Here is a 22,964-nt window from a genome sequence, read left to right as displayed (position 1 = left end):
ATTGGGCAGTAAAAGGGTTGCGTCACCGGTTAGCAGTGGGGTCGAGCAGACTAGAACGGAACGCGGTGAGAGCTACGCACGCTTGCGGTCGGAATCGAGGTCGATGTCCAGTTCGTCCAGTTTCTCCTCCCACTCGGCGCGTTTCTCCTGGTGGTCTTCGAGGAACGACTCCATCAGCTCGGCGGCCTGCTCCTTACAGCCGCCGCAGAGCCGCTCGCCGCCGACGCACTCCTCGTACACCTCCTTGGCGAACTCGTCGTCGTCGCCCGACAGCAGGTAGGCGTACAGTTCGTAGACCGGACACTCGTCGGCTTTGCCGCCCTTCTCTCGCTGCTCCTCGGCGGTGGTCCGACCGCCCGTCGTCGCCGACTTCACCTTGTCGTACCCGTCTTCGGGGTCGTCGAGTAAGGAGATGTGCGAGGCCGGAATCGAGGAAGACATCTTCCCGCCGGTCAGCCCGGTCATGAAGCGGTGGTAGACGGACGAGGGCGGCAGGAAACCGTGGCCGCCGTGGTCCAGTTCCACCTCGCGAGCGAACTCCTCGGCCTCTCTCTCGCCTAACTCGAAGGCGTCGACGTGCTCGTCGTAGACGCGCTTCTCGCCGGGAACGGCCTCGATGAGCGCCTCGAATGCGGCGTCGGTCGCCCGGCGGTCGAAGATGCGAGTGCGGGGCCGTATCGGCTCTTTTCCGGCGTTTTCGAGTTTCTCGACCGCGGACTCGCGGGCGTCGGGCGGGGCCGGTTCTCGGCTTCGGAGCCAGTCGGCGGCCTCGCCACAGCGAGGCAGGTCGGCGTCCTCGGCGTACTCCTCGCGGGCGTCGTAGGCCTGCCGGAGCAGGACTCGCTCGTCCGCTTCGGCCTCGAAGCTGGCGAAGGCCTCTCGGACGCCGAAATAGCGCATCCGCGCCGCCAGGTCGCGGGCCAGTCGCATGTGGGGGTCCTGGTCCGGGCCGACGGGGATGACCGTCGGCTTCGGTTCGTCGAGTTGTGGGTAGAGGATGTCGGCCATCTGCGTGACGACCGACTGCATGTAGGAGACGTTCGTCTCGCCGCCGAAGTCGTAGATGGCCTGCAGTTCCGAGAAGTTCGCCTCCGTGCCGAGTTCGAACGCCAGGTCCTGTAGCTCGCGGTTGTCCGACTGGCGGTACAGCTCGCCGTCCTCGGGGTCGAAGCCCAGAGCGAGCAGGGAGAGGACGTAACTGCGAGCGTGCTCGTCGATCTCCTCCCAGGAGAGCCCGCGGGCGGCGTGGGCTTCGAGGTCGGCGATGAGCGCGTAGGCGTCGCCGCCCTGCTGTTGGTGCCAGATGATCTCGTCGAACACCATCTTGTGGCCGATGTGGGGGTCGCCGGTCGGCATGAACCCCGAGAGCGACGCGAACTCCTCGCCCTCGCGCATGGCCTCGGCGACCGGCCGGTAGTCCCGGTGGCCGAAGATGACGCCCCGCCGCATCAGGTAGTGCGGGTCCGGCACCTCCGGTAGCACCTCGTCGAACTCCTCGATACCGAACTGCTCGAACAGCTTCCGGTAGTCGGCGATGGTCGAGGAGCCCCACGGGTCGAGTCGCACGTCGTCCGCGCCCTCGGCCTCCGTGCCCCCGTCGGCGCGGAGCGGCGCGTCCGACCCGCGCCACGCTCGCCCCGACCGGCGGCGGTCCTCGTCGGGCGATGCGTCCTCCGTCGGCGTGTCGCGGTCGGACATCGTACACCGACTCTTCGGCCCGGTCGGCGCAAAAAGGGTTCGCTTCCGTGCGAGACGCGGACGCGCTCAGGGCGTCAGGCGCTCGACCGCGACCCACTCGACGTCCGCGCCGTCGGTCAACGCGAACACCATCGTCTTTCGCACGCCGTGGGCCAGCCGCACGTCCAGCGCGAGGTCCCGCGGTTCGAAGACGTACTCGGTCGGCAGCACCCGCACCAGCCGTTCGGAGTGGCCCAGGTTCTCGACGGACTCCGCGTCGGCGTAGGTCCGGAAGTCCGCGCCGAACTTGAACCCGGTCTTGGGGACGACGCCCGATTCTCGAAGCGCCGTGTAGACGGTGAGTCGTCGGTCGAACCGCTCGCCCTCGACGTCGTGGCCGCGTTCGACGACCGCCTCGGCTCCCCCGTCGAGCGAGAGGTGTCCCTCACGGGCGAGATAGGCGGCTTCGACCAGCGAGAGTTGGACCGCCTCCTCGTCGAGTCGCTGGCCGTAGAACGCCCGCTCGTACAGCGCCGCGGGCGGCTCCCAGCATATCGCGCGCTCGGCCAATAGGTCCCCCGCCGTCGCCGGGACGCTCGGGTCGCTGGTGCCGGCCACCTCCGGCCGGCCGGTATCGAGGTACGTTATCTCGCTCTCCTCGTCGACGACGCTCAGCACGCAGTCGCCAAGCGACGCCGCCGGCAGGCCGTCCCGCTCGCCGACGACCCGAACTCGGTGAGCGATCGCGTCGTCCCACGGTCCCTGTCCGCGGGGGTACACCACGAAGTCCACGCCGTCGGGGTCCTCGACCCAGCCCTCGCGGGCCGGCGTGAGGTAGAACCCCCGGTCCCGCAGGTCCTTGTAGACGAAGAACTCGACCTCCGAGACGGCCGTCGAAGTGAGTAACTCGCGGAAGTCCATCCCGTCGACCCCTTCGACATCGCCGCGGTAGAGGAGGTGTGCGGCCTCGACCGGCGCGAGGTCCAGTTCGCCACCCCGGACGCGACCGTACCCCCGCGAGTCGTAGAACCGTTCCCGAGCGCGCTGGCCCGCCCGGACGACGTCGCCGTCGAGTGTGATGTCCATGCCAGTGCGTGGTCCGCGCGGGGACAAATCCCCTCCGGGTCACGGTTAGCAGTCGCTGGAAGAACGATTGTCGCTACTGTTACCGTAGTGACTACCTCGAAAGCTCCCGGTCGCTCCGGTCGAGGGCCTCGCTGTGCTCCTCAGTCGCTCCGCTCCCTGCGGTGCTTACGTCGGCCGTCTTCCCGGAGCGGTCGGCCCCTTTCATCCTCCCTATAGACTGTTCCACCGGGTTTTGGAACGTTCAGGAATCAGGAGCCGATTACCCCCTCTGCTCGCAGGTGCTGTCCAGACAGCGGCGGCCGCCGGCCGTCTCGAACGTCGGAAGGCCACACGGGCAGTCGCCGACGACGACGCCCGAGGGGAACGAGAAGCCGGTGTCGCAGTCGGGGTAGCGCTCACACCCGGCCAGCAGGCCGCCGCGGCGGATGATCCGCAGGTCGCCGTCGCAGTCGGGGCAGGACCAGGCGCGGTCGAAGGCGTCGGTGACCCGGTCGTCCAACGGGTCGCAGTCGACAGAGTTCGAAGACCTCGCCGCGCTCGACGCGCATCGTCGGCAGGCCGCAGTCGTCACAGCGCCCGCCGGTGACGGTGGCGTCGGAGGGCAGGCCGTGCGCGCGGTCACAGCCGGTGCAGGTGACGCTCCCGCGGGTGCGGACGAGCGTCCCCGGACAGTCCGGGCAGTCGGCGACCGGCACGCCCGCGTGGGAGGCCGGGAACCGGGCGCTGCCGTGTTCCTCGTGAGCGACCACGCGGAGCAGTTCCCCGCCGTCTCTCGCGGTCACGGTGCCGTCCGAGACGGCGACGCTCTCGGCGCGGGTGAGCCACGCCACCGGTTGGTACCCCTCGGCGTCGTGGACGAGGACCGTGTTGTCGGGTTTGACGACCACCAGTACGTCGCCGCGCTGTTCCCGCTCGCGGGAGCCCTCGAAGACGGTCGTACACTCGCCGGCCATCACGCGCGTTCCGTCGTGCATGGGTCGGGGTGGTCCCGTTCTCGTATATGAAGCCTCGCCCACAACACGCAAAACCCCCGAGCGACTGAGAGTCGGTAATGAGCGACGCCCCGCCTGCCATCTGTTTCGACATGGACGGTGTCCTCGTCCAGTCAGAGGACCACTGGGTCGCCGTCCAGCGCGACCACATCCTGCCGACCGTCGCGCCGAACGACGACATCCCGCTCTCCGCGATCACCGGCCGCGACTACTCGGAGGTCTATCCCGACCTGAACGCCGAGTACGACATGGCCGTCTCCCGCGAGGAGTACGAGGCCCTCTTCGAGGAGGCCGGCCAGGAGATCTACAGCGAGCACGCGACCCTCCTAGACGGCGCACACGAGTTGCTCGACGATCTCAGCGCGGCGGGGATCTCGCTGGCGCTCACCACGTCGGCCCCCTGGGACTGGATCGACGTCGTCGACGAGCGCTTCGACCTGCTCTCGCACTTCGACGCCGCCGTCAGCGCGCAGGACGTCGACGGGCCGGGCAAGCCCGAACCCGATATCTACGAGCGCGGCGCGGCCGAACTGGGCGTCGCGCCGGACGAATGCTGGGCCGTCGAGGACTCCACCGCGGGCGCGCGGGCGGCCGTCGCGGCGGGGATGACCACCGTCGGCTTCCGCGGCGACGGCGACGAGACGGACCTCTCGATGGTGCACCGCGTCGCCGACGACGCCGGAGGCCTCCGGGCGTTGCTACTCGGAGAGTAAAGCGAAAGCGGTCGAAAGGGTCGAAGGGGGCCGATGGAGCGTTAGGCGTCCGTGCGATAGCCGCGGCCGAGGACCAGGCCGAGGACGTTCGCGACGAAGACGCCGGCGAGGAGGAGCAGCTGTGTCTGTCCGTCCAGCCCGCCGAGCAGCAGCGGAGGGTACGCGAGCGGGGCGAGTATCGCCGTCCAGAACCCGAGGAACCGCACGGGCCCGGCAGCGAGCGCTCGGATGTCAACGAGTTTCTCGGTGACGGTGTCGGTCGCTGACCGGAAGGGCGAGACGTTAGACATGTCCTCCTCGGTATCACGGTGGCGCTACGTCCCCATATAAACGCCAGACCGTTTCCTCGATTTCACGGAATTAGACCCTCCCTGAACTATCCTGTCCGGTTTCGCTACAGGTACGGCGACCGTTTAGACAGTTCAAAAAGACGATTAGACGTCAAGAATTTCGGACAGGAACTCACCGAATCCGGACCGTCCGGGACTGCGTAACCGGCGGGAGGGGGCGGTTCGGGAACGTCACCTCGACGGTGAAGGTGAGCTCGTCGGCGTCGGCCCCGAAGACGGCGACCGGCAGCGTCGTCTGGCCGAGGTACGACGGTTTCGCGGTCATCTCGCGGCCGTTGACCGTGACGCGCAGCCCCGCGCGAGCGCCGCCGCCGTTGTTCGCGACCGTCACTTCACGCATCTCGTGGTCGCCCGGCGCGACCGCCTCCGGGAAGTCGCCCCAGTCCACGACGACGACCGGCAGGTCCCGAGCGTTAGCCGCGACCTGTTCCGCGACGCCCTCGGAGAGGCCCGCCGATTCGAGGCCCGAGACGCCGGCTTTCAGCACGTCGGCGGGCGACCGGAGCCCCTTCGCGGCGAGTTTGTTCGCCCGGCCGGAGCCGACGCCGTCGATGGCGGTCAGACCCACCGCGTCGGCGCTGATGCCGTGTTCGACGCGGGCCTCGACCCGACAGGCGAGGTTGGCGAAGCGGGCCGGCGCGAGGTTGTCGAGGAACTCCCGCAGCGCGGCCAGCAGGCGAAGCGCGTTCTGCCGGATGACCCACGCGTCGCTCTTGAGTTCGGTCGGCGTCGTCCCGGTCATCCCCGAGCGGAGGATGGCGAGCACCTTTCGCTGGCCCGCGTCGAGGTCCGATTCGCCGGAGCCTAACACTGCGTTCACCGCGTCCTGCTCGTCCGAACGGGCGCTGACGCTGTCGAACTCCGTCGCGCCCGCGACGGTGCGGAGGAGGTCGTCCGTATCGATGGCCGCCGCGTCGTTATCCGCGTCCGACTCGGCTTCACATCGCTCTGCCAGGTCGGCGAAACGGCGGGCCGTCTCCAACCGGAGGTAGAACTTCGAGGCGAGGTGGCCCAGTCGCGTCGGTTCGATGCGGAGTCCGTCCTGTTCGACGAAGCCGTCGGCGACCAGTTCCGAGAGCGTGGCGCTGACGCGCTCCCGCAGGTCGCTGCCGGCGTCGTAGTCCTCGGGCGCGGACTGCGCGCGGGCGTAGTAGAACGTGGTTTCCAGCCAGTCCATCACGTCGTCGACGTCGCCGATGGTCCCCAGCGCGATCTCGGCGTTGAGATGAGCGTCCAGTTCGGCGGCCAGTCGGGACTCGATCTCCTTGCCGTCCCGCAAGAGCCGGCGGTACTTATCGGCGTCCGAGCGGTCACAGACGACCCACGCGTAACCCATGTCGTCGTATCCCGGTCGCCCCGCTCGGCCGAGCATCTGGAGAACGTCGAGCGGGCTCATGTCCACCTCGCCCTCCAGCGGGTCGTGAAGCTTCGTATCCCGAATGACGACGCAGCGAGCGGGCAGGTTCACGCCCCACGCCAGCGTCGAGGTAGAGAAGAGGAGCTGTATCTTCCCCTCCTTGAACCACTGCTCGACGCGGTTCTTGTCCTCGCGGGCGAGCCCGGCGTGGTGGAAGCCGACGCCGTCTAAGACGGACTGGCGGAGCGTATCGTTCGAGAGTTCGGCGGCGTCGGTGTGGAAGTCGTAGTCGCCGCGAGCGCCCATCGGGATGTCCCGCTCGGTGAGCTCGTCGCGGGCCTTCTTCGCGGCCTGTACGGTGTCCTGCCGGGAGGAGACGAAGACGAGACACTGGCCCTCGTCGCGGATGTGCGGTTCCGAGAGATCCAGCGCGCGGTAGAGCCGCCGGTACTTGTCGGCGAAGGCGTTCTCGCCGTGGGAGTAGGTCTTCACGTCGGCGTTCAGCGGCACCGGGCGGTACTCGTCGCCGAAGGCGAACGTCGTCTCGTCGGGGGCGTCCAGCCACTCGGCCACGTCCCGGATGTTGGGCATCGTCGCCGACAGCGCGACCACGCGCGGGTCACAGAGCCGCCGGAGCCGAGAGACGGTGACTTCCAGCACCGCGCCGCGCCGGTCGGAGTCGAGTAGGTGCACCTCGTCGATGACACAGCAGTCCACGCCCGTGATGAAGGAGTACCGCGGCGTGTCGTGTTTCCGCGTCGCGGAGTCGGCCTTCTCGGGGGTCATCACGAGGATGTCTGCCCGCTCGGCCCGGCGCGGACTCAGGTCGCGTTCGCCGGTGACGACGTACACCGAGTAGCCCATCTCTTCGAAGCGCTCCCACTCGCTCTCCTTCTCGTTGGTGAGCGCGCGAAGCGGGGCCAGAAAGAGGGCGGTCCCGCCCGCGGCGAGCGTCTTGCAGATGGCCAGTTCCGCGAGCGCGGTCTTCCCGCTCGCGGTCGGCGCGCTGACGACGACGTTGTCCTCGCGGTTCAACAGGGCGGGCAGCGCCGCCGACTGCATCTCGTTGAACCGCTCGAAGGGGAACGCGTCCGCGAAGTCGGCCACCACCTCCTCGACCGCCACCGTCGGCTCGCTGTCGGCGCTGTGTGGCACGTCGTGAGGACGGAACCGCGTCGGCAAAGGCGTTTCTATGGTGGCCTCTCGGGGGCCGGCTTCGGAAGGGTATTGCTAACATGAAACAGGCTGTCGACGGTCGCGGTATCAGTCCTAAATGTCGGCTTACCCACACGCTAACTACACTGTTCTCCGACGACCGGACCACTCTTATCACCGGCCTTATACCACACGACCGCCGAAACCGCCCGCGAACTTATCAGGCTGGCCGCTCGCGAAATTGACGTGAGCAGGGACTGGGAGCCGGAGACCATCTTCGAGGTGTTGGGGAGCGAGGACGTCCGTCGGATTCTCGCGGTCGCTAACGTCGACCCGGTGTCGGTGCCGGCCCTCGCCGAGGTGCTGGACGCCTCCGAACCGACGGTGTACCGCCGGGTCAACGTCTGTCAAGAGTACGACCTCCTCCGGGAGGACACCCGCGTCGACGGGGACGGGAACCACTACAAGGTGTACGAGACGACCTTGGAGCGGGTCTGTTTCGAACTCGACGGCGGCGGCTTCGAGGTCGACCTCGAACTCCGCCGGGAGACCGTCGATCAGGTGGAGGACGTTCCCCGGGACGATTTTTCCGCCGGCGAAGACGCCTGAATCGCTCTCTCGGCGGCGTGTGCGATCCGAGAGACGCCGCTCGTCCGGACGGGTTAACCCGAAGCTTCACGACCTGAAATAACCCCGCCGCCCGACGGCTGCGGCCGTTCGTCCCGAGGAACGCGGAGATTTCGGCTCGATCGCGCTCGACGAACTCGATCGCCGATATCACTGATTTCACGGCCTGAAGCGCCGCTGGGGATTATAACAATCTACCGGCCATATCCGCCTACCGGAACCCATGTCAGTTCTCGATACGGTCAAGCAGAAGGTCGGAATGGCGGACGAAAAGCCCGAGTACCGATGCGAAGACTGCGGCAACGAGTTCGAATCGGACTCCGATCCCGGCTCCTACTGGTTCCAGTGCCCCGAGTGCGGGTCCGAGGACCTGACCGAGATCGACGCGGAGTGACGGGACCGCCGAGAGCGGTCGTGCGGTTCCGCTGAACCCAATCTCTTTTGCGCGTAGACGCCAACCCACGACCAATGAGTCGTGCGCGCAAGCCCGACTGGCTGAAGACGCGGCCGCCCTCGGGCGAGCGGTTCACCGACATCAAACAGAGCCTCCGCGAGCGGGACCTCAACACGGTCTGTGAGGAGGCCAACTGCCCGAATCTCGGGGAGTGCTGGAGCGGTCGGAACGGACCCGGCACGGCGACGTTCATGCTCATGGGCGAGCGCTGCTCGCGCGGCTGTAACTTCTGTGACGTCGAGACCGGCGGGATGGACGCGCTCGACCCCGACGAACCCGAACAGGTGGCCGACGCCGTCGCCGACATCGGACTGGACTACGTCGTCCTGACGAGCGTCGACCGCGACGACCTCCCCGACCAGGGCGCGGGCCACTTCGCCGAGACCATCCGGGCCATCAAGCGCCGTGACCCGTCGATTCTCGTCGAGTGCCTGATCCCGGACTTCCGCGGCGAGGAGCGCCTCGTCCGGCAGATTATCGACGCCGAACCGGACGTGCTCGCCCACAATATCGAGACGGTGGACCGCCTCCAGTGGCCGGTCCGGGACCGCCGGGCGGGCTACGAGCAGTCGCTGTCGGTCCTGCGACAGGCCGACCGCGAGAGCGATATCCACACGAAGACCAGCCTGATGCTCGGGGTCGGCGAGTACGCCCACGAGGTGTACCAGACCCTCTCGGACCTCCGGCAGGTCAGCGTCGACGTGGTGACGCTGGGCCAGTACCTCCAGCCCTCCCGCTCGCACCTGGAGGTCTCGGAGTACGTCCATCCCGACGCCTTCGAGACGTGGCGACGGGTCGCCGAGGAGGAACTGGGCTTCCTCTACTGTGCCTCGGGACCGATGGTCCGGTCCTCGTACCGCGCGGGCGAACTGTTCGTCGAAGCGGTGCTCGAAGACGGCGACGCGGAAGCCGCCCGCGAGCGAGCGCGGGGCGGGTGAGCGCGCAGCGCGCGAACGCTCAGTCGCCGACTCGCCCCCGTCGTCAGTCCTCCGTCGGGTACCGCCGCTTCGAGAGCGCCATCGGGTTGGCGTCGGCCGTCGAGAATGGCCGGAGCACGAAGCCGAAGGCGGCGTCCGTCGGCCGGACGCGGTACTGTTCGAGCGGTTCGACCGGCGTCCCGCCGACGCCGGAGACGAGGTGGTCTAAGTCGAGCGTGACCGAGTCGCTTACCGGCGGCTCAATTCCCTCGTGAGAGATACACTCCGGTAATCTCTGAGCTGCCAGTATAACGCCACACAAACGCTAAACCCGTTGCGAGTCAACACCTATCACATGTCACGCCACGGCAGGTGGTCTCTCTGAGCGTCCTCCAGCGCGATCCGACCGATAGAGTACAGATACTCGGCGAGGACGGGCAGGTGGTCGACGGCGCGACGGTGCCGGACCTCTCCGAAAAGGAACTGGTCGAGATGTACCGCAACCTGAAGTTGGGGCGGCGCTTCGACCAGCGAGCGGTGAGCCTCCAGCGGCAGGGTCGGATGGGAACCTATCCGCCGATGGCCGGACAGGAGGCCTCGCAGGTCGGTAGCGCGATGGCACTGGCGGGGGAGGACTGGACGTTCCCGAGCTACCGCGAGCACCTCGCGCTGTACGTCCGCGGCTGGGACCTGGCCGACGACCTACTGTACTGGATGGGCAGCGAACGGGGTAACTCCCCGCCCGAGGACGTGCAGGTGTTCTCGCTGGCGGTGCCCATCGCGACACAGATCCCGCACGCGACGGGCGCGGCGTGGGCGTCGAAGCTCAGGGGCGAGGACAAGGTGTTCCTCGCGTACTTCGGCGACGGCGCGACCAGCGAGGGCGACTTCCACGAGGGGCTGAACTTCGCCGGCGTCTTCGACGTGCCCGCGGTGTTCTTCTGCAACAACAACCAGTGGGCGATCTCGGTCCCGCGCGAGCGACAGACGGCCAGCGAGACGCTGGCGCAGAAGGCCAACGCCTACGGTTTCGACGGCGTACAGGTCGACGGGATGGACCCGCTGGCGGTGTATCAGGCGACCCGCGAGGCCGTCGAGAAGGCCCGCGACCCGCCGGAGGGCGAGCGCCGCCCGACGATGATCGAGTCCGTGCAGTACCGCTTCGGCGCGCACACGACCGCCGACGACCCCTCCGTCTACCGCGACGACGAGGAGGTCGAGAAGTGGAAGAAACGCGACCCCATCCCGCGGCTGGAGACGTACCTCCGCGACCGGGGCGTGCTCGACGACGAGCGAGTGGCGAACATCGACGACGCCATCGAGGAGGAGGTGGCCGAGGCCATCGACGCGGCCGAGTCCACCGACCGACCCGACCCCGAGGAGATGTTCGCCGACGTCTACGCGGAGATGCCGGCGCGCCTCGAGGAACAGCTCGACTACCTCCGCGACCTGCGCGAGCGACACGGCGACGAGGTGATGCTCGAATGAGCGCGGAGAACGCACAGAGCCTGACGCTCGTACAGGCGGTCCGTGACGGCCTCTACGGCGAGATGGAACGCGACGAGGACGTCCTCGTGATGGGCGAGGACGTGGGCAAGAACGGCGGCGTCTTCCGGGCGACGCAGGGACTCTACGAGGAGTTCGGCGAGGACCGCGTCATCGACACGCCGCTGGCCGAGTCGGGCATCATCGGCACCGCCATCGGGATGGCCGCCTACGGGATGCGGCCGGTCCCCGAGATGCAGTTCTCCGGGTTCATGTACCCCGCCTTCGACCAGATAGTGAGTCACGCCGCGCGCCTGCGGACCCGAAGCCGGGGTCGCTACACCTGCCCGATGACGGTCCGGGCACCCTACGGCGGCGGCATCCGCGCCCCCGAACACCACTCCGAGTCCAAGGAGGCGTTCTACGTCCACGAGCCCGGCCTCAAAGTCGTCGTCCCCTCGACGCCGGGCGACGCGAAGGGGCTGCTCGCCGCCTCGATTCGGGACCCCGACCCCGTCGTCTTCCTCGAACCGAAGCTCATCTACCGCGCGTTCCGCGAGGACGTGCCCGAGGAGACCTACACCACCGAACTGGGCGAGGCGAAGGTCCGCCGCGAGGGCGAAGACGTCTCGGTGTTCACGTGGGGCGCGATGACCCGGCCGACGGTGGAGGCCGCCGAGGACCTCGCCGAGGAGGGCATCGACGCCGAGGTGGTCGACCTGCGAACCCTCAAACCCATGGACACCGACGCGATCCTCGACTCGTTCAGGAAGACCGGCCGCGCGGCCGTCGTCCACGAGGCCCCCAAGACCGGCGGTCTCGCCGGCGAGATCATCGCCACCATTCAGGAAGAGGCCCTGCTGTATCAGGAGGCCCCGATCACGCGCATCACGGGCTTCGACGTGCCGTTCCCGCTCTACGCCCTCGAAGACTACTACCTCCCGGAACCCGCCCGCATCAAAGACGGTATCACCGAGGCCGTGGAGTTCTAGCGCATGTTCGAGTTCGAACTCCCGGACCTCGGCGAAGGGGTCGCCGAGGGGGAGGTACTGGAGTGGCACGTCGCCGTCGGCGACGCCGTCACCGAGGATCAGGTGCTCGCCGAGGTGGAGACGGACAAGGCCGCCGTGGACGTCCCCTCGCCGGTCGAGGGCGTCGTCCGCGAACTGCACGCCGAGGTCGGCGACGTCGTCGCCACCGGTGAAGTCCTCGTCAGTATCGAGGAAGACGGCGACGCCGAAGCCGAGTCGGGGACGGCCGCCGAGAGCGACGAGTCGGCGGGCGGTGACGGCGCAGAACCCGACGCGGGCGAGTCCGGAACGACCGAGGCGAGCGAGTCCGCGGCGGCGACCGAGGGCCGGGTCTTCGCGCCGCCGAGCGTCCGCCGCCTCGCCCGCGAGAAGGGCGTCGACATCACGACCGTCTCCGGGTCCGGACCGAGCGGCCGCATCACCGAGGCCGACGTGACCGCCGCCGCCGCCGAGTCGGCCGACAGCGAGTCCCCCGACGACGGACCGACCGCGGCGGTCTCGAAGGTCGGCGACGGGGAGCGCGGAACGGACGACGGTCCCACGGCGGTCGTCTCGAAGGTCGGCGACGACGAGAGCGAGGACGGAGAGGGCGCGGCGGACGAACCGGCCGTCAAGTCCGCCGTCCGGCGGGCGTCGAGCGACGACCCGATGGCCGAGCGCCGCGACCGCACGCTGGCGACGCCGGCAACCCGCCGCCTCGCCCGCGAACTGGGCGTCGACATCGACGCCGTCCCGACCGACGAGACACGCGACGGCGAGCCCTACGTCGACGAGGCCGCCGTGCGCGCCGTCGCCGAGGGGGAGGGCGGCGAAGTCACCGACGAGGACGTCCGCGAGGTCACCGAGCAGGTCGTCTCGGAGATGCGCGACGCGGCCGAAGGGGCGGGCGCGGCGGGCGTCGCCGCCGAGAGCGAGGCCGCCGGCGACCGGCGCGAACCGTACCGCGGCGTCCGGCGGGCGATCGGCGAGCAGATGGCCCGCTCCCGGCGGGAGGTCCCCCACGCGACCCACCACGATAAGGTGGCCGTGCCGGGACTGGTCGAGGCCCGCGACCGCCTCGAACCGCTGGCCGAGGAGCGCGGCGTCCACCTCACGTACACGCCGTTCCTGCTGAAGTGCGTCGCCGCCGCGCTCGACGATCACCCGATTCTGGCCACGCAGCTCGACGCGGAGGCCGAGGAGATCGTCTTCAAGGACGACCGGAACCTCGGCGTGGCGACGGCCACCGACCACGGCCTCGTCGTCCCCGTCGTCGACGACGTGGACGAGAAGGGGCTCCTGCAGGTGGCGACCGAGCTCAACGACCTCGTCGAGCGCGCTCGGAGCCGGGACATCGCCCGCGAGGAGATGCGGGGCGGGACGTTCACCGTGACGAACTTCGGGGCCATCGGCGGCGAGTACGCCGACCCGGTCATCAACGTCCCCGAGACGGCCATCCTCGGCGTCGGGTCGCTGGAAGAGCGACCGGTTGCAGTCGACGGCGAAGTCGCGGCGAAACCGACGCTGACGCTCTCGCTGGCAATCGACCACCGGGTCGTCGACGGCGCTGACGCCGCCCGCTTCGTCAACACGCTCAAGGAGTACCTCGCGGACCCGACGCGGCTGCTGCTGGAGTAGCTCACTCCGTCAGGTCCGAGATCCAACTCCTGGCCGCCATCGCCTTCGGGAACCCGAGCGTCGGCACCGCGAGCGTGGCGACGTGTTCGAGCGCCGCCGCGGAGTGGCCCTCCTCCAGCCCGCGCCGGACGTGCGAGTGGACCGCGCCCTCCGACTGCGCGCCGACCGCCAGCGCGAGCTTCACGAGCCGTTTCGTCTCGTCGTCTAACGGTCCCGCCTCCGAACACGCTTCCCCGAGGTCGCGATACGCCTCCCAGACGGCCGGTTGCTCCTCGGCGAACCGCGTCGGCGTCTCCGGTAGCTCCTCCGAGTCGCTGATCTCGTCTGCCATGTCGGTGCGTACGACCGCCAGCGTAACATAGGTTCGTCCGCCTCGGCGCAGAGGGCGGTAGTTTTTCACCCGGCCCGCCGAGAGGTCGCTATGGTCGTAGGAGACGTCACCACGGGCACGGAACTGTTGGTCATCGGCGGCGGGCCGGGCGGCTACGTCGCCGCCATCCGCGGCGCGCAGCTCGGACTCGACACCACGCTGGTCGAGCGGGACGCCTACGGCGGGACCTGTCTCAACCACGGCTGTATCCCCTCGAAGGCGCTCATCTCGGCGACGGACGTAGCCCACGACGCGGGGCAGGCCGAGGACATGGGCGTCTACGCCGACCCCGCCGTGGACATGAGCGCGATGAGCGAGTGGAAAGACGGCGTCGTCACCCGGCTGACCCGCGGCGTCGAGTCGCTGTGCGAGAGCGCGGGCGTGAACCTCATCGAGGGCACCGCGGAGTTCGTCGACGACGAGACCGTGCGGGTCGCCCACGGCGGCGAGGGACAGGGCTCCGAGTCAGTCGCCTTCGAACACGCCGTCGTCGCCACCGGCAGCCGGCCCGTCGAGGTGCCCGGCTTCGAGTTCGACGGCGACCGCATCCTCTCCTCGAAAGACGCGCTCGCGCTCGAAACGGTCCCCGACGACCTGCTGGTGGTCGGCGCGGGCTACATCGGGATGGAGCTCTCGACGGTGTTCGCCAAGCTCGGCGCGGACGTGACCGTCGTGGAGATGTTAGACGACGTGCTGCCGGGCTACGAGGACGACGTGGCGGAGATCGTCCGCGAGCGAGCGGAGTCGCTGGGCGTCGAGTTCGCCTTCGGCGAGGCCGCCCGCGACTGGACCGAACTCGACGACGGCATCCGCGTCAGCACCACCGACGAGAACGACGACGTGACCGAGTACAACGCCGAGCAGTGTCTCGTCGCGGTCGGCCGGGAACCCGTCACCGACACCGTCGGACTCGACGCCGTCGGGCTCGAACCCGCCGACGACGGCTTCCTCTCGACGGACCAGCAGGCCCGCACCGATGTAGAGCACGTCTTCGCCGTCGGCGACGTGGCCGGCGAGCCGATGCTCGCTCACAAGGCCTCGGCCGAGGGCGAGGTCGCGGCGGAAGTCGCCGCGGGCGAACCGGCCGCGCTGGACCAGCAGGCGATTCCCGCGGCGGTCTTTACCGACCCCGAGATCGGCACCGTCGGGATGTCCGAGAGCGAGGCCGAGGAGGCCGGCTTCGACCCCGTCGTCGGCGAGATGCCGATGCGAGCGAGCGGTCGGGCGCTGACCCTCGACGAGAAAGATGGGTTCGTCCGCATCGTCGCCGACGCCGACAGCGAGTTCCTGCTGGGCGCACAGATCGTCGGTCCCGAGGCTTCGGAGCTAATCGCCGAGCTCGGCCTGGCCATCGAGATGGGCGCGCGCCTCGAAGACGTCGCGAGCACCGTCCACACGCATCCGACGCTCTCCGAGGCGGTCCACGAGGCCGCGATGGCCGCCCGCGGCGAGGCCATTCACACGCGATAGCGGGCTCGCTCTCCCCTCGATTCCGCCGCTGGATTTCTCCCACCCGGCCCCCTTTCAGGCTGGCCCGCCAACGCCGAGGCGATGGTCGAAAACCAGAGCGACACGTTCGACATCGGCGGCGACCTGACGGTCAATCGACTCGGCTACGGCGCGATGCGCATCACCGGCGAGGACATCATCGGCGCACCCGACGACGAGGACGAGGCCCGGAACGTCCTCGAACGGGCCGTCGAACTCGGCGTGAACTTCGTCGACACGGCCGACTCCTACGGTCCCGGCGTCTCCGAGCGCCTCATCGGCGAGGCGCTGGACACGGAGAGCGACGACCTCGTCGTCGCCACGAAGGGCGGCCTCCTGCGCAACACGGACGGCGACTGGCTCCCCCACGGCGACCCCGACTACCTGCGTAACGCGCAGTTGGCCTCGCGTGACCGCCTGCGGATGGACCCCATCGACCTCTACCAGTTCCACCGGCCGGACCCGGACACGGAGTTCGAGGAGTCGATCAACGCGCTCGCCGAGATGAAAGACGAGGGGCTGATCCGCCACGTCGGCGTCTCGAACGTCTCCGTCGAGCAGCTCGACACCGCCCGCGACATCGTGGACATCGCGACGGTACAGAACGAGTTCAACGTCGCCAACCGCGAGGACGACGACGTGCTCGAAGCCTGCGAGGAGTACGGCATCGGCTTCATCCCGTGGTTCCCGCTCGCTGCGGGCGACCTGGACGACGTCGAGGGCATCGACGAGATCGCCGACGACCACGACGCCTCGCCCCACCAGATCGCGCTGGCGTGGCTCCTCCAGCACTCCGACGTGACCCTGCCGATCCCGGGCACGTCGAGCGTCGACCACCTCGAACAGAACGTCGCCGCCAGCGGGATCGAACTCAGCGACGACGAACTCGACCGCCTCAGTTAACTGGAGCGCCGCTAACCGGACGGGTCGACCGCGGCGCTTTTCATGACGAGCGGACTACCCGACGGTATGACGACTATCACGCTGGGGCCCGCGGGCACTTACTCTCACCGGGCCGCACAGGCGGTCGACGACGGCGACATCGAGTTCGCCGAGTCGATGACCGCCATCGTCGAGGCCGTCGCCGAGGGGGAGGCCGACCGCGGCGTCGTCCCGGTCGAGAACAGCATCGAGGGGTCCGTGACGGAGTCGCTGGACGCCTTCGCCGAGTACGACGTCGCCGTGATCAAGGAGATCATCACGCCCATCCGCCACGCGCTGCTGGCACAGGGCGACTCCTTCGACCTCGTCACCAGCCACGCGCAGGCGCTGGCCCAGTGTCGGGGCTGGCTCGACGAGCACTACCCCGGCGTCGACGTGGAGGCGGTCGCCTCGACGGCTCGCGGCGTCGAGCGCGCCCGCGAGGACTCGTCTGTCGCCGCCATCGGCCACCCCGAGAACGCCACTAACGGCACGGAGCTCGAGGTACTGGCCGAGGACATCCAGGACCAGTCCTCGAACGCGACCCGCTTTCTGGCCGTCGCGCCCGTCAGCGAGCGCTCGGAGGCCGGCGGGAAATCCTCCTTCATCGTCTACCCGAACGCCGACTACCCCGGTCTGCTGTTGGAACTGCTCGAACCCTTCGCCGACCGCGACATCAACCTCACCCGCGTCGAGTCCCGACCGAGCGGCGAGCGGCTTGGCGACTACGTCTTCCACGTCGACATCGCCGCCGGTCTCTACGAGGAGCGCACGCGGGACGCCATCGAGGACGTCGAAGCGCTCGCGGAGAACGGCTGGGTGCGCCACCTCGGCTCCTACGACTCCGAGACGGTGCTGAACTGACCCGGTTCGACGGCGTTCTTAAGTTCCGTCCCCGTGTACGATCGCCTATGAGCGACCGTGACCCCTTCGCGGAGATCGAGCGAGCGCTCGACACGTTCGGCGAGCAGTTCGGCGTCGACCTCGACAGCGTCCCGACGGACATCGTCGATACGGGAGACGCCTACGTCGTCCGCGCCGACCTCCCCGGCTTCGACGGCGAGGACCTGGACGTACAACTGGCCGACGAGCGAGAGCTCACGATCAGCGCCGACCACAGCGAGTCCGCACAATCGAGCGACGGCCGGTACGTCCAGCGCGAGCGCCGTCGTCAGTCCGTCAGCCGAACGGTCAGGCTCCCGGCGGCGGTAGACGAAGAGGACACCAGTGCCAGCTACGACGACGGCGTGCTGACAGTCCGCCTCCCGAAGGTCAGCGCCGACGGCGACGAGGACGGGACGGACATCCCGGTGAACTGAGATGGTTCTCGAACCGGGGACGGCGGTACCGGAGGTCGTCGCCGAGAACCAGCGCGGCGAGCGGGTCCGCCCGGACTTCTCGCGCCCGACGGTCGTCTACTTCTACCCGAAAGACGACACGTCGGGGTGTAAGACCGAGGCCAGACAGTTCGAGGACCGCTCCGACGACTACGAGGAAGCCGGCGTCACCGTCTACGGCGTCTCGACCGACGACGTGGACAGTCACCGCGACTTCGCCGAGGCCCACGACCTCGGGTTCGATCTGCTGGCGGACCCCGACGGCACCGTCGCCGAGGCGTTCGACGTGGAACTGAGAGACGGCCGGACCCCCCGGACGACGTTCGTCGTCGCGCAGAATCAGGTCGTCGGCGTCTACGAGGGCGTCCGCCCCGACGGCCACGCGACCGACGTGCTGCGCGACCTCGACGAAGCGGGCCTCGTCGACGCCGCTGAACAGTAGCGCTCGGGACGGGAAAGCCGGAGGAGAGTCCCGTTACTCCTGGATGTCGATCGCCGGGCGGCCGGGTTCGGCCTTCTTGGCAAGCGAGTCCTCGGCGTCCTCGGCCGAGCGGACGACCACCTCGGCGTCGAACTCGCGTTCGACGAGCCACGTCGCCCGTTTCAGAGCCGCCAGTTCGCCCTCGGGCGAGAGCGTCTCGTCGTACTGGGCGCGGCCCGCGAGCTCTTTCGCGAAGTCGGCGGCGGCCTCGCCGTGGCGCTGGAGGTCCTCGTTCTGCATCACCGCGGGGACGACGTTGTCCGCGTCGCGAGCGATCTCCACGACCCGGTGCTTCCACTCGGGCGCGACGGCGAGCGTGATGGTCGTCGGGTCCTCGATTCCGACGGTGTCGACGATGTCGCGGACGTCCTCGCGGGTGTTCTCGACCAACCGGCGCTCGATATCGTAGCCCTCGGGCGCTTCGGCGCTGGGCCAATCGGCCTCGGCCAGCAGGCCGTCGCGGTCTAGGCGCTCCCACATCTCCTCGCCGACGTGGGGGGCGACCGGCGCGAGCAGTTTCGCCGCGACCCTGACGCCGCGTTCGAGCACCTCGGCGTCGGGCGTGGTCGCGTCCTCGTACCGACGGAGCAGGGAGACGAGTTCCCGCAGCGCCTGCAGCGCGTGGTTGAAGCGGAACTGCTCGTACTCCTCGGTGGCGCGAGCGGCCGTCGCGTCGATCTCGCGGCTCACGTAGTCCGCGATGTCCGCGCCGTCGGGGCCCATCTCGATAGCGCCGTCCGCGAACTCCTCAGACAATCTGTAGACGTTCTGGAGGAAGGAATGGGCCGACTGGACCTCCTCGGCGCTCCAGGCCAGTTCCTTCTCCGGCTGGGCGGCCTCCATGATGAACAGGCGGGCGGTGTCCGCGCCGTACTCCTCGATGATGCGCTGGGGCGAGACGCCGTTGCCGCGGCTCTTGGACATCTTGTGGCCGTCCTCGCCGAGCACCATCCCCTGGTTCGTCAGGTTGGTGAACGGCTCGCGCACGTCCGAGAGCATGTCGAGGTCGTTCACGACCTTCGTGAAGAAGCGGGCGTACAGCAGGTGCATCACGGCGTGTTCGATGCCGCCGACGTACTGGTCGACCGGCATCCAGTCGCTGGCCCGGTCGCCGTCGAAGGGGGCCTCTTCGAGGTCCGGCGAGGTGTAGCGCAGGAAGTACCACGAGGAGTCGACGAACGTGTCCATCGTGTCCGTCTCGCGGACGGCGTCGCCGCCGCAGTCCGGACAGTCGACTCGCTTCCACTCCTCGGCCGCGTCGAGGGGGTTCCCGGTCGTGTGGACGAACTCCGGCAGTTCGACCGGCAGGTCCTCGTCGGGGACCGGGACGTGCCCGCAGTCCTCACAGCGGATCATGGGGATGGGGGTGCCCCAGTAGCGCTGTCGGGAGATGCCCCAGTCCCGGAGGTTGTACTCGGTGCGGTGCTCGCCGTCGAACTCGGAGACGAAGGCGTCGCGGGCCTCCTCGCTGTGGAGGCCGTCGAACTCGCCGCTGTCGACGAGGACGCCGTCCTCGGTGTAGGCCTCCTCCTGCACGTCGATCTCGTCGGCGTCCACCTCGGCCTCGGGACCGGGTTCGACGACCTGTTTGATGGGGACGCCGTGGGCCTTGGCGAACTCGTGGTCGCGGTCGTCGTGGGCGGGCACGGCATAGAGAGCGCCGGTCCCCACGTCGGTCAGCACGTAGTCGGCGACGTACACCGGAATCTCCTCGCCCGTCGCGGGGTTCTCCGCGTACTCGCCAGTGAACACGCCGGAGGTCACGTCTAAGTCGTCCTCGTCGGCGGCCTCGGCCATCTCGACGTACTCGGCGACCTCCTCGTTGTCCTCGGCGATCTCCTGTGCGACCGGGTGACCGGGGGCCAGCGAGAAGTACGTCGCGCCGTAGATGGTATCCAGTCGCGTCGTGAAGATGTCCACGTCGCCGTAGCCCGGGATCTCGAAGGCGACGCTCGCGCCCTCCTGTTTGCCGATCCAGTTGCGCTGCATCTCCCGGACGTTGTTCGGCCACCCCTCCAAGTCGTCTAGAGCCGCCAGCAGTTCGTCGGCGTAGTCGGTGATGGTGAAGAACCACTGGTCCATCTCGCGGTGCTCGATTGGGGTCTCACAGCGCCAACACAGCTCTTCGTCCCCCTCGCCTTCGACCTGCTCGTCGGCCAGCACCGTCTCGCAGGACGGACACCAGTTCAGTTCGGCGGCCTGTCGCTCCACGAGCCCGGCCTCGCGGAAGCGCTTGAACAGCCACTGGTTCCACTGATAGTACTCGGGCTCGCAGGTCGTGATCTCGCGCTCCCAGTCGTACCCGAAGCCCATCTCGGTCAGCTGTTCCTTCATCGAGTCGATGCACTGCATGGTCCAGTCCCGCGGGTTGGTGTCTCGCTCCTCGGCCGCGTTCTCGGCGGGCAGGCCGAAGGAGTCCCACCCCATCGGGTGCAGGACGTCCTCCCCGCGCATCCGCTCGAAGCGGGCAAAGGCGTCCGTGATGGTGTAGTTCCGGACGTGGCCCATGTGGAGGCTCCCGGAGGTGTACGGGAACATCGCCAGCACGTACTCGGGGTCCTCGGCGTCGTCGTCGATGCGGAACACGTCGGCGGCGTCCCACGCCGCCTGCCAGCGCGGTTCGACCTCGCCGTGGTCGAACCCGCGCTCGCGTTCCTCGCCAGTCGTGGTCATGATACCGTGATTTCGGGCACCGACGGTGCTATACCTTTCCCTTCACGGGACCGGTGAGTCGGCGTCTGCGGTGTGGAGGCCCCTACCGCTCGTCCCGCTCGGCGGCCGTCTCGAACTCCGTGACGAACCGCTCTGTCCCCTTCTCGACGATAGAGGGGAACCGCCGGGCGAGCGCCAGACCGAGTGTCACCGTCCAGTCGGCCGTGACGACCGGACCCGTCGACTCGATCTCGGCCGCCAGTTTCCGGCCCACGTCCGCGGGGTCGCTCAGCAGGCACTCCGGGTAGCCGAGTTCGAGCGCCGACCGCGTTCGTGTGAGCGGCGGGTGCATCACCGTACACCAGACGTTCTCGCGCCGTAGTTCCAGTCGAAGCGACCGTGTGAACGCCTCGACGGCTCCCTTCGTCGCGGCGTACCCCGAGAGCCCCGGATGCCCGACGAGTCCGACGCCGGAACTCACGTTGTGGACGATCCCCTCGCCGCGTTCCCGCATGTGCGGTAAGACGGCGTGCGTAGTCCGAAGATAGCCGAAGAAGTTCACTTCAAACTCCCGTCGCGTGTCCGCGAGCGTCCGCGCTTCGAACGGGGCGAAGTCGAATATCGCGGCGTCGTTGACGAGGATATCTATCTGTCCCCATTCCGCCAACACCCCCTCTATCGCCCTCTCGACGTCCGCGTCGGCCGTCACGTCGCACTCGTAGAACCGAATCCGGTCGGGGTGCGATTCCCGAAGCGGTCGGAGGTTCCCCACCTCGATATCGAGTCCGGCGACCCGGTGCCCGCGCTCGTAGAGCGCGCGAAGCAGGTGATAGCCGATGCCCTCGTTCGCACCGGTGACCACGACGACGCGCTCCGCCTCGGGAGTGGGCATAGTGCCACCTAGACGGTACTGAGCGGTATCATCCTGTCGGCGACGGGGACTACCCGAATCGACGCCGACCGTAGCCTTATGCCGGTTCCTGACCTATCGTCGAGCATGGCAGAAGACGCTGACGAGTCGGGCGACTCTATCCTCCCGGAACCGCTACGAACCGTCACCCCGCTCACCGGTCCACACCCCGACGAGACCATGAACCTCATCGGCTGGGGGATGTTTCTGGGCCTGCTGATCCTCCTGATGCCGCTGTTGCCGTTCATCCTCATCGTCTGGCTCATCTCGAAGGTGACCGACGCGCTGACGCCCAGTTAGGTGGCGTCGGTCCCGACCAGCGAGAACGGCGTGCCGTCGTCGGCCCCGTTAGCGCGCTCGTAGATGACGTGGGCCGCGGCCACGTCCTGGATCGCCAGCCCCGTCGAGTCGAAGAGCGTGACGCCGTCGTCGGGTTCGCGCCCGGCCAGGTCGCCGGCGACGATACTGCCGAGTTCGCCGTAGAGGTCGTCCTCGGTGAGCGTCCCCTCGCTCCACGGGACGTTGATCTCGCCGGAGTGGGTACACTGCTCGTAGTCGTCGACGACGAGCTTCGCGTCGAGCAGGGTCCGGTCGTCGTGTTCGTGCTTGCCGGCGGCGTCGGCCCCAATGGCGTTGACGTGCGTGCGCTCGCCCAGCCACTCCCGCTCGACGATGGGCGATTCGACCGGCGTTATCGTCGAGAGCACGTCGCAGGCGGCGGCGTCCTCGATGGACCCCGGTCGCACGTCGAACCGGTCGCCGAAGCGCTCGGCGAACGCCCGCTGTTTGGCCCCGTCGCGGTCGGCGACGACCACTTCCTCGATGTCCCTGACGGCGGCGATGGCCTCCAGTTGCGTGTAGGCCTGCGTGCCCGCGCCGACGAGGCCGAGCGATCGGGCGTCGGAGACGGCGAGGTAATCGGTGGCGACGGCGGCGGCCGCGCCCGTCCGCAGGCGCGTGAGGACGGTGCCGTCCATCACCGCGAGGGGGAACGCCGTCTCGGGGTCCGAGTAGATGAGCGTCCCCAGCACGGTGGGGAGGTCGTGGTCGGTCGGGTTGTCCGGGTGGACGTTAACCCACTTGACGGCGGCGGCGTCCCACTCGCCGGCGTTCACGTAGGCGGGCATCGACCGGAAGTCGCCGTTGTACCGCGGGAGGTCGATGTAGGATTTCGCGGGCATGATGGTGTCGCCGCGCGCGTCGGCCGCGAAGGCCGACTCGACGGCGTCGATGACCGCTTTCAGGTCGGCGTGATCCGCCACGTCGTCGGGACCGAGCAGCAGCGTCTGCATGACAGGAAGTGGCACGTCCCGGCACTTATACTTCGGTATAATTCTCACGAGG

Annotated in this window: 22 protein-coding genes and 1 pseudogene; 13 read left to right on the top strand and 10 right to left on the bottom strand. The window is 68.6% G+C overall.

Annotated elements, in window-relative coordinates; genetic code table 11:
- Positions 1 to 72 precede the first annotated feature (72 nt).
- The 3 genes and pseudogenes from EGH23_RS14600 to EGH23_RS14590 all read right to left on the bottom strand — a co-directional run bounded on the left by EGH23_RS14600 (position 73) and on the right by EGH23_RS14590 (position 3,737).
- Entirely contained in the window at positions 73 to 1,698 is a 1,626-nt protein-coding gene (locus EGH23_RS14600) for a tryptophan--tRNA ligase (RefSeq protein ID WP_220580709.1), read from the bottom strand.
- Positions 1,699 to 1,764: 66 nt separating this feature from the next.
- On the bottom strand, positions 1,765 to 2,763 hold the full coding sequence (gene endA / locus EGH23_RS14595) for a tRNA-intron lyase (protein WP_220580708.1): 999 nt from the start codon (positions 2,761 to 2,763) through the stop codon (positions 1,765 to 1,767).
- 259 nt (positions 2,764 to 3,022) lie between these two features.
- A pseudogene (locus tag EGH23_RS14590) lies at positions 3,023 to 3,737 on the bottom strand (PDDEXK family nuclease).
- A 77-nt stretch (positions 3,738 to 3,814) separates the two neighbouring features.
- Between EGH23_RS14590 and EGH23_RS14585 the strand changes: the two are divergent.
- A complete protein-coding gene (locus tag EGH23_RS14585) occupies positions 3,815 to 4,468 on the top strand; it encodes an HAD family hydrolase (protein ID WP_220580707.1) in 654 nt (217 codons plus the stop codon).
- Positions 4,469 to 4,509: 41 nt separating this feature from the next.
- Here the strand turns inward: EGH23_RS14585 and EGH23_RS14580 are convergent, their stop codons facing one another.
- Positions 4,510 to 4,758, bottom strand: a complete 249-nt coding sequence (locus EGH23_RS14580) for a DUF8028 family protein (RefSeq protein WP_220580706.1) — start codon at positions 4,756 to 4,758, stop codon at positions 4,510 to 4,512.
- 172 nt (positions 4,759 to 4,930) lie between these two features.
- Complete coding sequence (locus tag EGH23_RS14575; protein ID WP_220580734.1) at positions 4,931 to 7,300, bottom strand: DEAD/DEAH box helicase; 2,370 nt, start codon at positions 7,298 to 7,300, stop codon at positions 4,931 to 4,933.
- A 276-nt stretch (positions 7,301 to 7,576) separates the two neighbouring features.
- Between EGH23_RS14575 and EGH23_RS14570 the strand changes: the two genes are divergently transcribed.
- From EGH23_RS14570 to lipA, 3 genes are all read left to right on the top strand, one after another.
- Positions 7,577 to 7,939, top strand: a complete 363-nt coding sequence (locus tag EGH23_RS14570; protein WP_220580705.1) for a winged helix-turn-helix domain-containing protein — start codon at positions 7,577 to 7,579, stop codon at positions 7,937 to 7,939.
- Positions 7,940 to 8,180: 241 nt separating this feature from the next.
- Positions 8,181 to 8,351, top strand: coding sequence for an FmdB family zinc ribbon protein (locus tag EGH23_RS14565; RefSeq protein WP_220580704.1), 171 nt, complete (start codon positions 8,181 to 8,183; stop codon positions 8,349 to 8,351).
- Between the two features lie 74 nt (positions 8,352 to 8,425).
- Positions 8,426 to 9,349 (top strand): lipoyl synthase, encoded by a 924-nt coding sequence (lipA, locus tag EGH23_RS14560; protein WP_220580703.1) that lies wholly within the window; start codon positions 8,426 to 8,428, stop codon positions 9,347 to 9,349.
- Positions 9,350 to 9,392: 43 nt separating this feature from the next.
- On the opposite strand, the gene EGH23_RS14555 is transcribed toward lipA, so the two are convergent.
- Positions 9,393 to 9,650 (bottom strand): hypothetical protein, encoded by a 258-nt coding sequence (locus EGH23_RS14555; RefSeq protein WP_220580702.1) that lies wholly within the window; start codon positions 9,648 to 9,650, stop codon positions 9,393 to 9,395.
- A 59-nt stretch (positions 9,651 to 9,709) separates the two neighbouring features.
- On the opposite strand from EGH23_RS14555, the gene pdhA reads away from it, so the two are divergent.
- From pdhA to EGH23_RS14540, 3 genes are read left to right on the top strand one after another with little or no spacing between them, the layout of a single operon-like run.
- Positions 9,710 to 10,816 carry a pyruvate dehydrogenase (acetyl-transferring) E1 component subunit alpha gene (gene pdhA / locus EGH23_RS14550; RefSeq protein ID WP_220580733.1) on the top strand — a complete coding sequence of 369 codons (1,107 nt, stop codon included), beginning with the start codon at positions 9,710 to 9,712 and terminating at the stop codon, positions 10,814 to 10,816.
- Positions 10,813 to 11,805, top strand: coding sequence for an alpha-ketoacid dehydrogenase subunit beta (locus tag EGH23_RS14545; RefSeq protein WP_220580701.1), 993 nt, complete (start codon positions 10,813 to 10,815; stop codon positions 11,803 to 11,805). The genes pdhA and EGH23_RS14545 overlap by 4 nt, the downstream gene beginning before the upstream one ends.
- Before the next feature lie 3 nt (positions 11,806 to 11,808).
- Positions 11,809 to 13,461 carry a 2-oxo acid dehydrogenase subunit E2 gene (locus EGH23_RS14540; protein ID WP_220580700.1) on the top strand — a complete coding sequence of 551 codons (1,653 nt, stop codon included), beginning with the start codon at positions 11,809 to 11,811 and terminating at the stop codon, positions 13,459 to 13,461.
- A gap of 1 nt (position 13,462) precedes the next feature.
- Here the strand turns inward: EGH23_RS14540 and EGH23_RS14535 are convergent, their stop codons facing one another.
- Positions 13,463 to 13,792 carry a carboxymuconolactone decarboxylase family protein gene (locus EGH23_RS14535; protein ID WP_220580699.1) on the bottom strand — a complete coding sequence of 110 codons (330 nt, stop codon included), beginning with the start codon at positions 13,790 to 13,792 and terminating at the stop codon, positions 13,463 to 13,465.
- A 90-nt stretch (positions 13,793 to 13,882) separates the two neighbouring features.
- Between EGH23_RS14535 and lpdA the strand changes: the two genes are divergently transcribed.
- The 5 genes from lpdA (at position 13,883) to EGH23_RS14510 (ending at position 18,019) form a co-directional block, all read left to right on the top strand.
- A complete protein-coding gene (gene lpdA / locus EGH23_RS14530) occupies positions 13,883 to 15,301 on the top strand; it encodes a dihydrolipoyl dehydrogenase (RefSeq protein WP_220580698.1) in 1,419 nt (472 codons plus the stop codon).
- An 81-nt stretch (positions 15,302 to 15,382) separates the two neighbouring features.
- Positions 15,383 to 16,222, top strand: a complete 840-nt coding sequence (locus tag EGH23_RS14525) for an aldo/keto reductase (RefSeq protein ID WP_220580697.1) — start codon at positions 15,383 to 15,385, stop codon at positions 16,220 to 16,222.
- Between the two features lie 66 nt (positions 16,223 to 16,288).
- Positions 16,289 to 17,104 carry a prephenate dehydratase gene (pheA, locus tag EGH23_RS14520; protein WP_220580696.1) on the top strand — a complete coding sequence of 272 codons (816 nt, stop codon included), beginning with the start codon at positions 16,289 to 16,291 and terminating at the stop codon, positions 17,102 to 17,104.
- 47 nt (positions 17,105 to 17,151) lie between these two features.
- Positions 17,152 to 17,559 carry an Hsp20/alpha crystallin family protein gene (locus EGH23_RS14515; RefSeq protein ID WP_220580695.1) on the top strand — a complete coding sequence of 136 codons (408 nt, stop codon included), beginning with the start codon at positions 17,152 to 17,154 and terminating at the stop codon, positions 17,557 to 17,559.
- Between the two features lies 1 nt (position 17,560).
- Complete coding sequence (locus EGH23_RS14510) at positions 17,561 to 18,019, top strand: peroxiredoxin (protein WP_220580694.1); 459 nt, start codon at positions 17,561 to 17,563, stop codon at positions 18,017 to 18,019.
- 33 nt (positions 18,020 to 18,052) lie between these two features.
- Here EGH23_RS14510 and leuS read toward each other — a convergent pair whose 3' ends face one another.
- A complete protein-coding gene (leuS, locus tag EGH23_RS14505) occupies positions 18,053 to 20,731 on the bottom strand; it encodes a leucine--tRNA ligase (protein ID WP_220580693.1) in 2,679 nt (892 codons plus the stop codon).
- A gap of 82 nt (positions 20,732 to 20,813) precedes the next feature.
- A complete protein-coding gene (locus tag EGH23_RS14500) occupies positions 20,814 to 21,602 on the bottom strand; it encodes an SDR family NAD(P)-dependent oxidoreductase (protein ID WP_220580692.1) in 789 nt (262 codons plus the stop codon).
- 105 nt (positions 21,603 to 21,707) lie between these two features.
- Between EGH23_RS14500 and EGH23_RS14495 the strand changes: the two genes are divergently transcribed.
- Positions 21,708 to 21,920 (top strand): DUF7535 family protein, encoded by a 213-nt coding sequence (locus tag EGH23_RS14495; protein WP_236044823.1) that lies wholly within the window; start codon positions 21,708 to 21,710, stop codon positions 21,918 to 21,920.
- Here the strand turns inward: EGH23_RS14495 and EGH23_RS14490 are convergent.
- Entirely contained in the window at positions 21,917 to 22,912 is a 996-nt protein-coding gene (locus tag EGH23_RS14490; RefSeq protein WP_220580690.1) for an ornithine cyclodeaminase family protein, read from the bottom strand. The two genes, EGH23_RS14495 and EGH23_RS14490, sit on opposite strands and share 4 nt — an antisense overlap.
- Positions 22,913 to 22,964 lie beyond the last annotated feature (52 nt).

The organism is Haloarcula nitratireducens (assembly GCF_019599505.1).
The sequence above is the reverse complement of the archived record's forward strand: the minus strand, read 5'-3'. Positions and strand labels throughout refer to the sequence as shown.

Coding starts and splice junctions, on each gene's coding strand:
- EGH23_RS14600 (WP_220580709.1), bottom strand. CDS start 1,698: ATGTCCGACCGCGACACGCCGACGGAGGACGCATCGCCCGACGAGGAC.
- endA (WP_220580708.1), bottom strand. CDS start 2,763: ATGGACATCACACTCGACGGCGACGTCGTCCGGGCGGGCCAGCGCGCT.
- EGH23_RS14585 (WP_220580707.1), top strand. CDS start 3,815: ATGAGCGACGCCCCGCCTGCCATCTGTTTCGACATGGACGGTGTCCTC.
- EGH23_RS14580 (WP_220580706.1), bottom strand. CDS start 4,758: ATGTCTAACGTCTCGCCCTTCCGGTCAGCGACCGACACCGTCACCGAG.
- EGH23_RS14565 (WP_220580704.1), top strand. CDS start 8,181: ATGTCAGTTCTCGATACGGTCAAGCAGAAGGTCGGAATGGCGGACGAA.
- lipA (WP_220580703.1), top strand. CDS start 8,426: ATGAGTCGTGCGCGCAAGCCCGACTGGCTGAAGACGCGGCCGCCCTCG.
- EGH23_RS14545 (WP_220580701.1), top strand. CDS start 10,813: ATGAGCGCGGAGAACGCACAGAGCCTGACGCTCGTACAGGCGGTCCGT.
- EGH23_RS14540 (WP_220580700.1), top strand. CDS start 11,809: ATGTTCGAGTTCGAACTCCCGGACCTCGGCGAAGGGGTCGCCGAGGGG.
- EGH23_RS14535 (WP_220580699.1), bottom strand. CDS start 13,792: ATGGCAGACGAGATCAGCGACTCGGAGGAGCTACCGGAGACGCCGACG.
- lpdA (WP_220580698.1), top strand. CDS start 13,883: ATGGTCGTAGGAGACGTCACCACGGGCACGGAACTGTTGGTCATCGGC.
- EGH23_RS14525 (WP_220580697.1), top strand. CDS start 15,383: ATGGTCGAAAACCAGAGCGACACGTTCGACATCGGCGGCGACCTGACG.
- pheA (WP_220580696.1), top strand. CDS start 16,289: ATGACGACTATCACGCTGGGGCCCGCGGGCACTTACTCTCACCGGGCC.
- EGH23_RS14515 (WP_220580695.1), top strand. CDS start 17,152: ATGAGCGACCGTGACCCCTTCGCGGAGATCGAGCGAGCGCTCGACACG.
- EGH23_RS14510 (WP_220580694.1), top strand. CDS start 17,561: ATGGTTCTCGAACCGGGGACGGCGGTACCGGAGGTCGTCGCCGAGAAC.
- leuS (WP_220580693.1), bottom strand. CDS start 20,731: ATGACCACGACTGGCGAGGAACGCGAGCGCGGGTTCGACCACGGCGAG.
- EGH23_RS14500 (WP_220580692.1), bottom strand. CDS start 21,602: ATGCCCACTCCCGAGGCGGAGCGCGTCGTCGTGGTCACCGGTGCGAAC.
- EGH23_RS14495 (WP_236044823.1), top strand. CDS start 21,708: ATGGCAGAAGACGCTGACGAGTCGGGCGACTCTATCCTCCCGGAACCG.
- EGH23_RS14490 (WP_220580690.1), bottom strand. CDS start 22,912: ATGCAGACGCTGCTGCTCGGTCCCGACGACGTGGCGGATCACGCCGAC.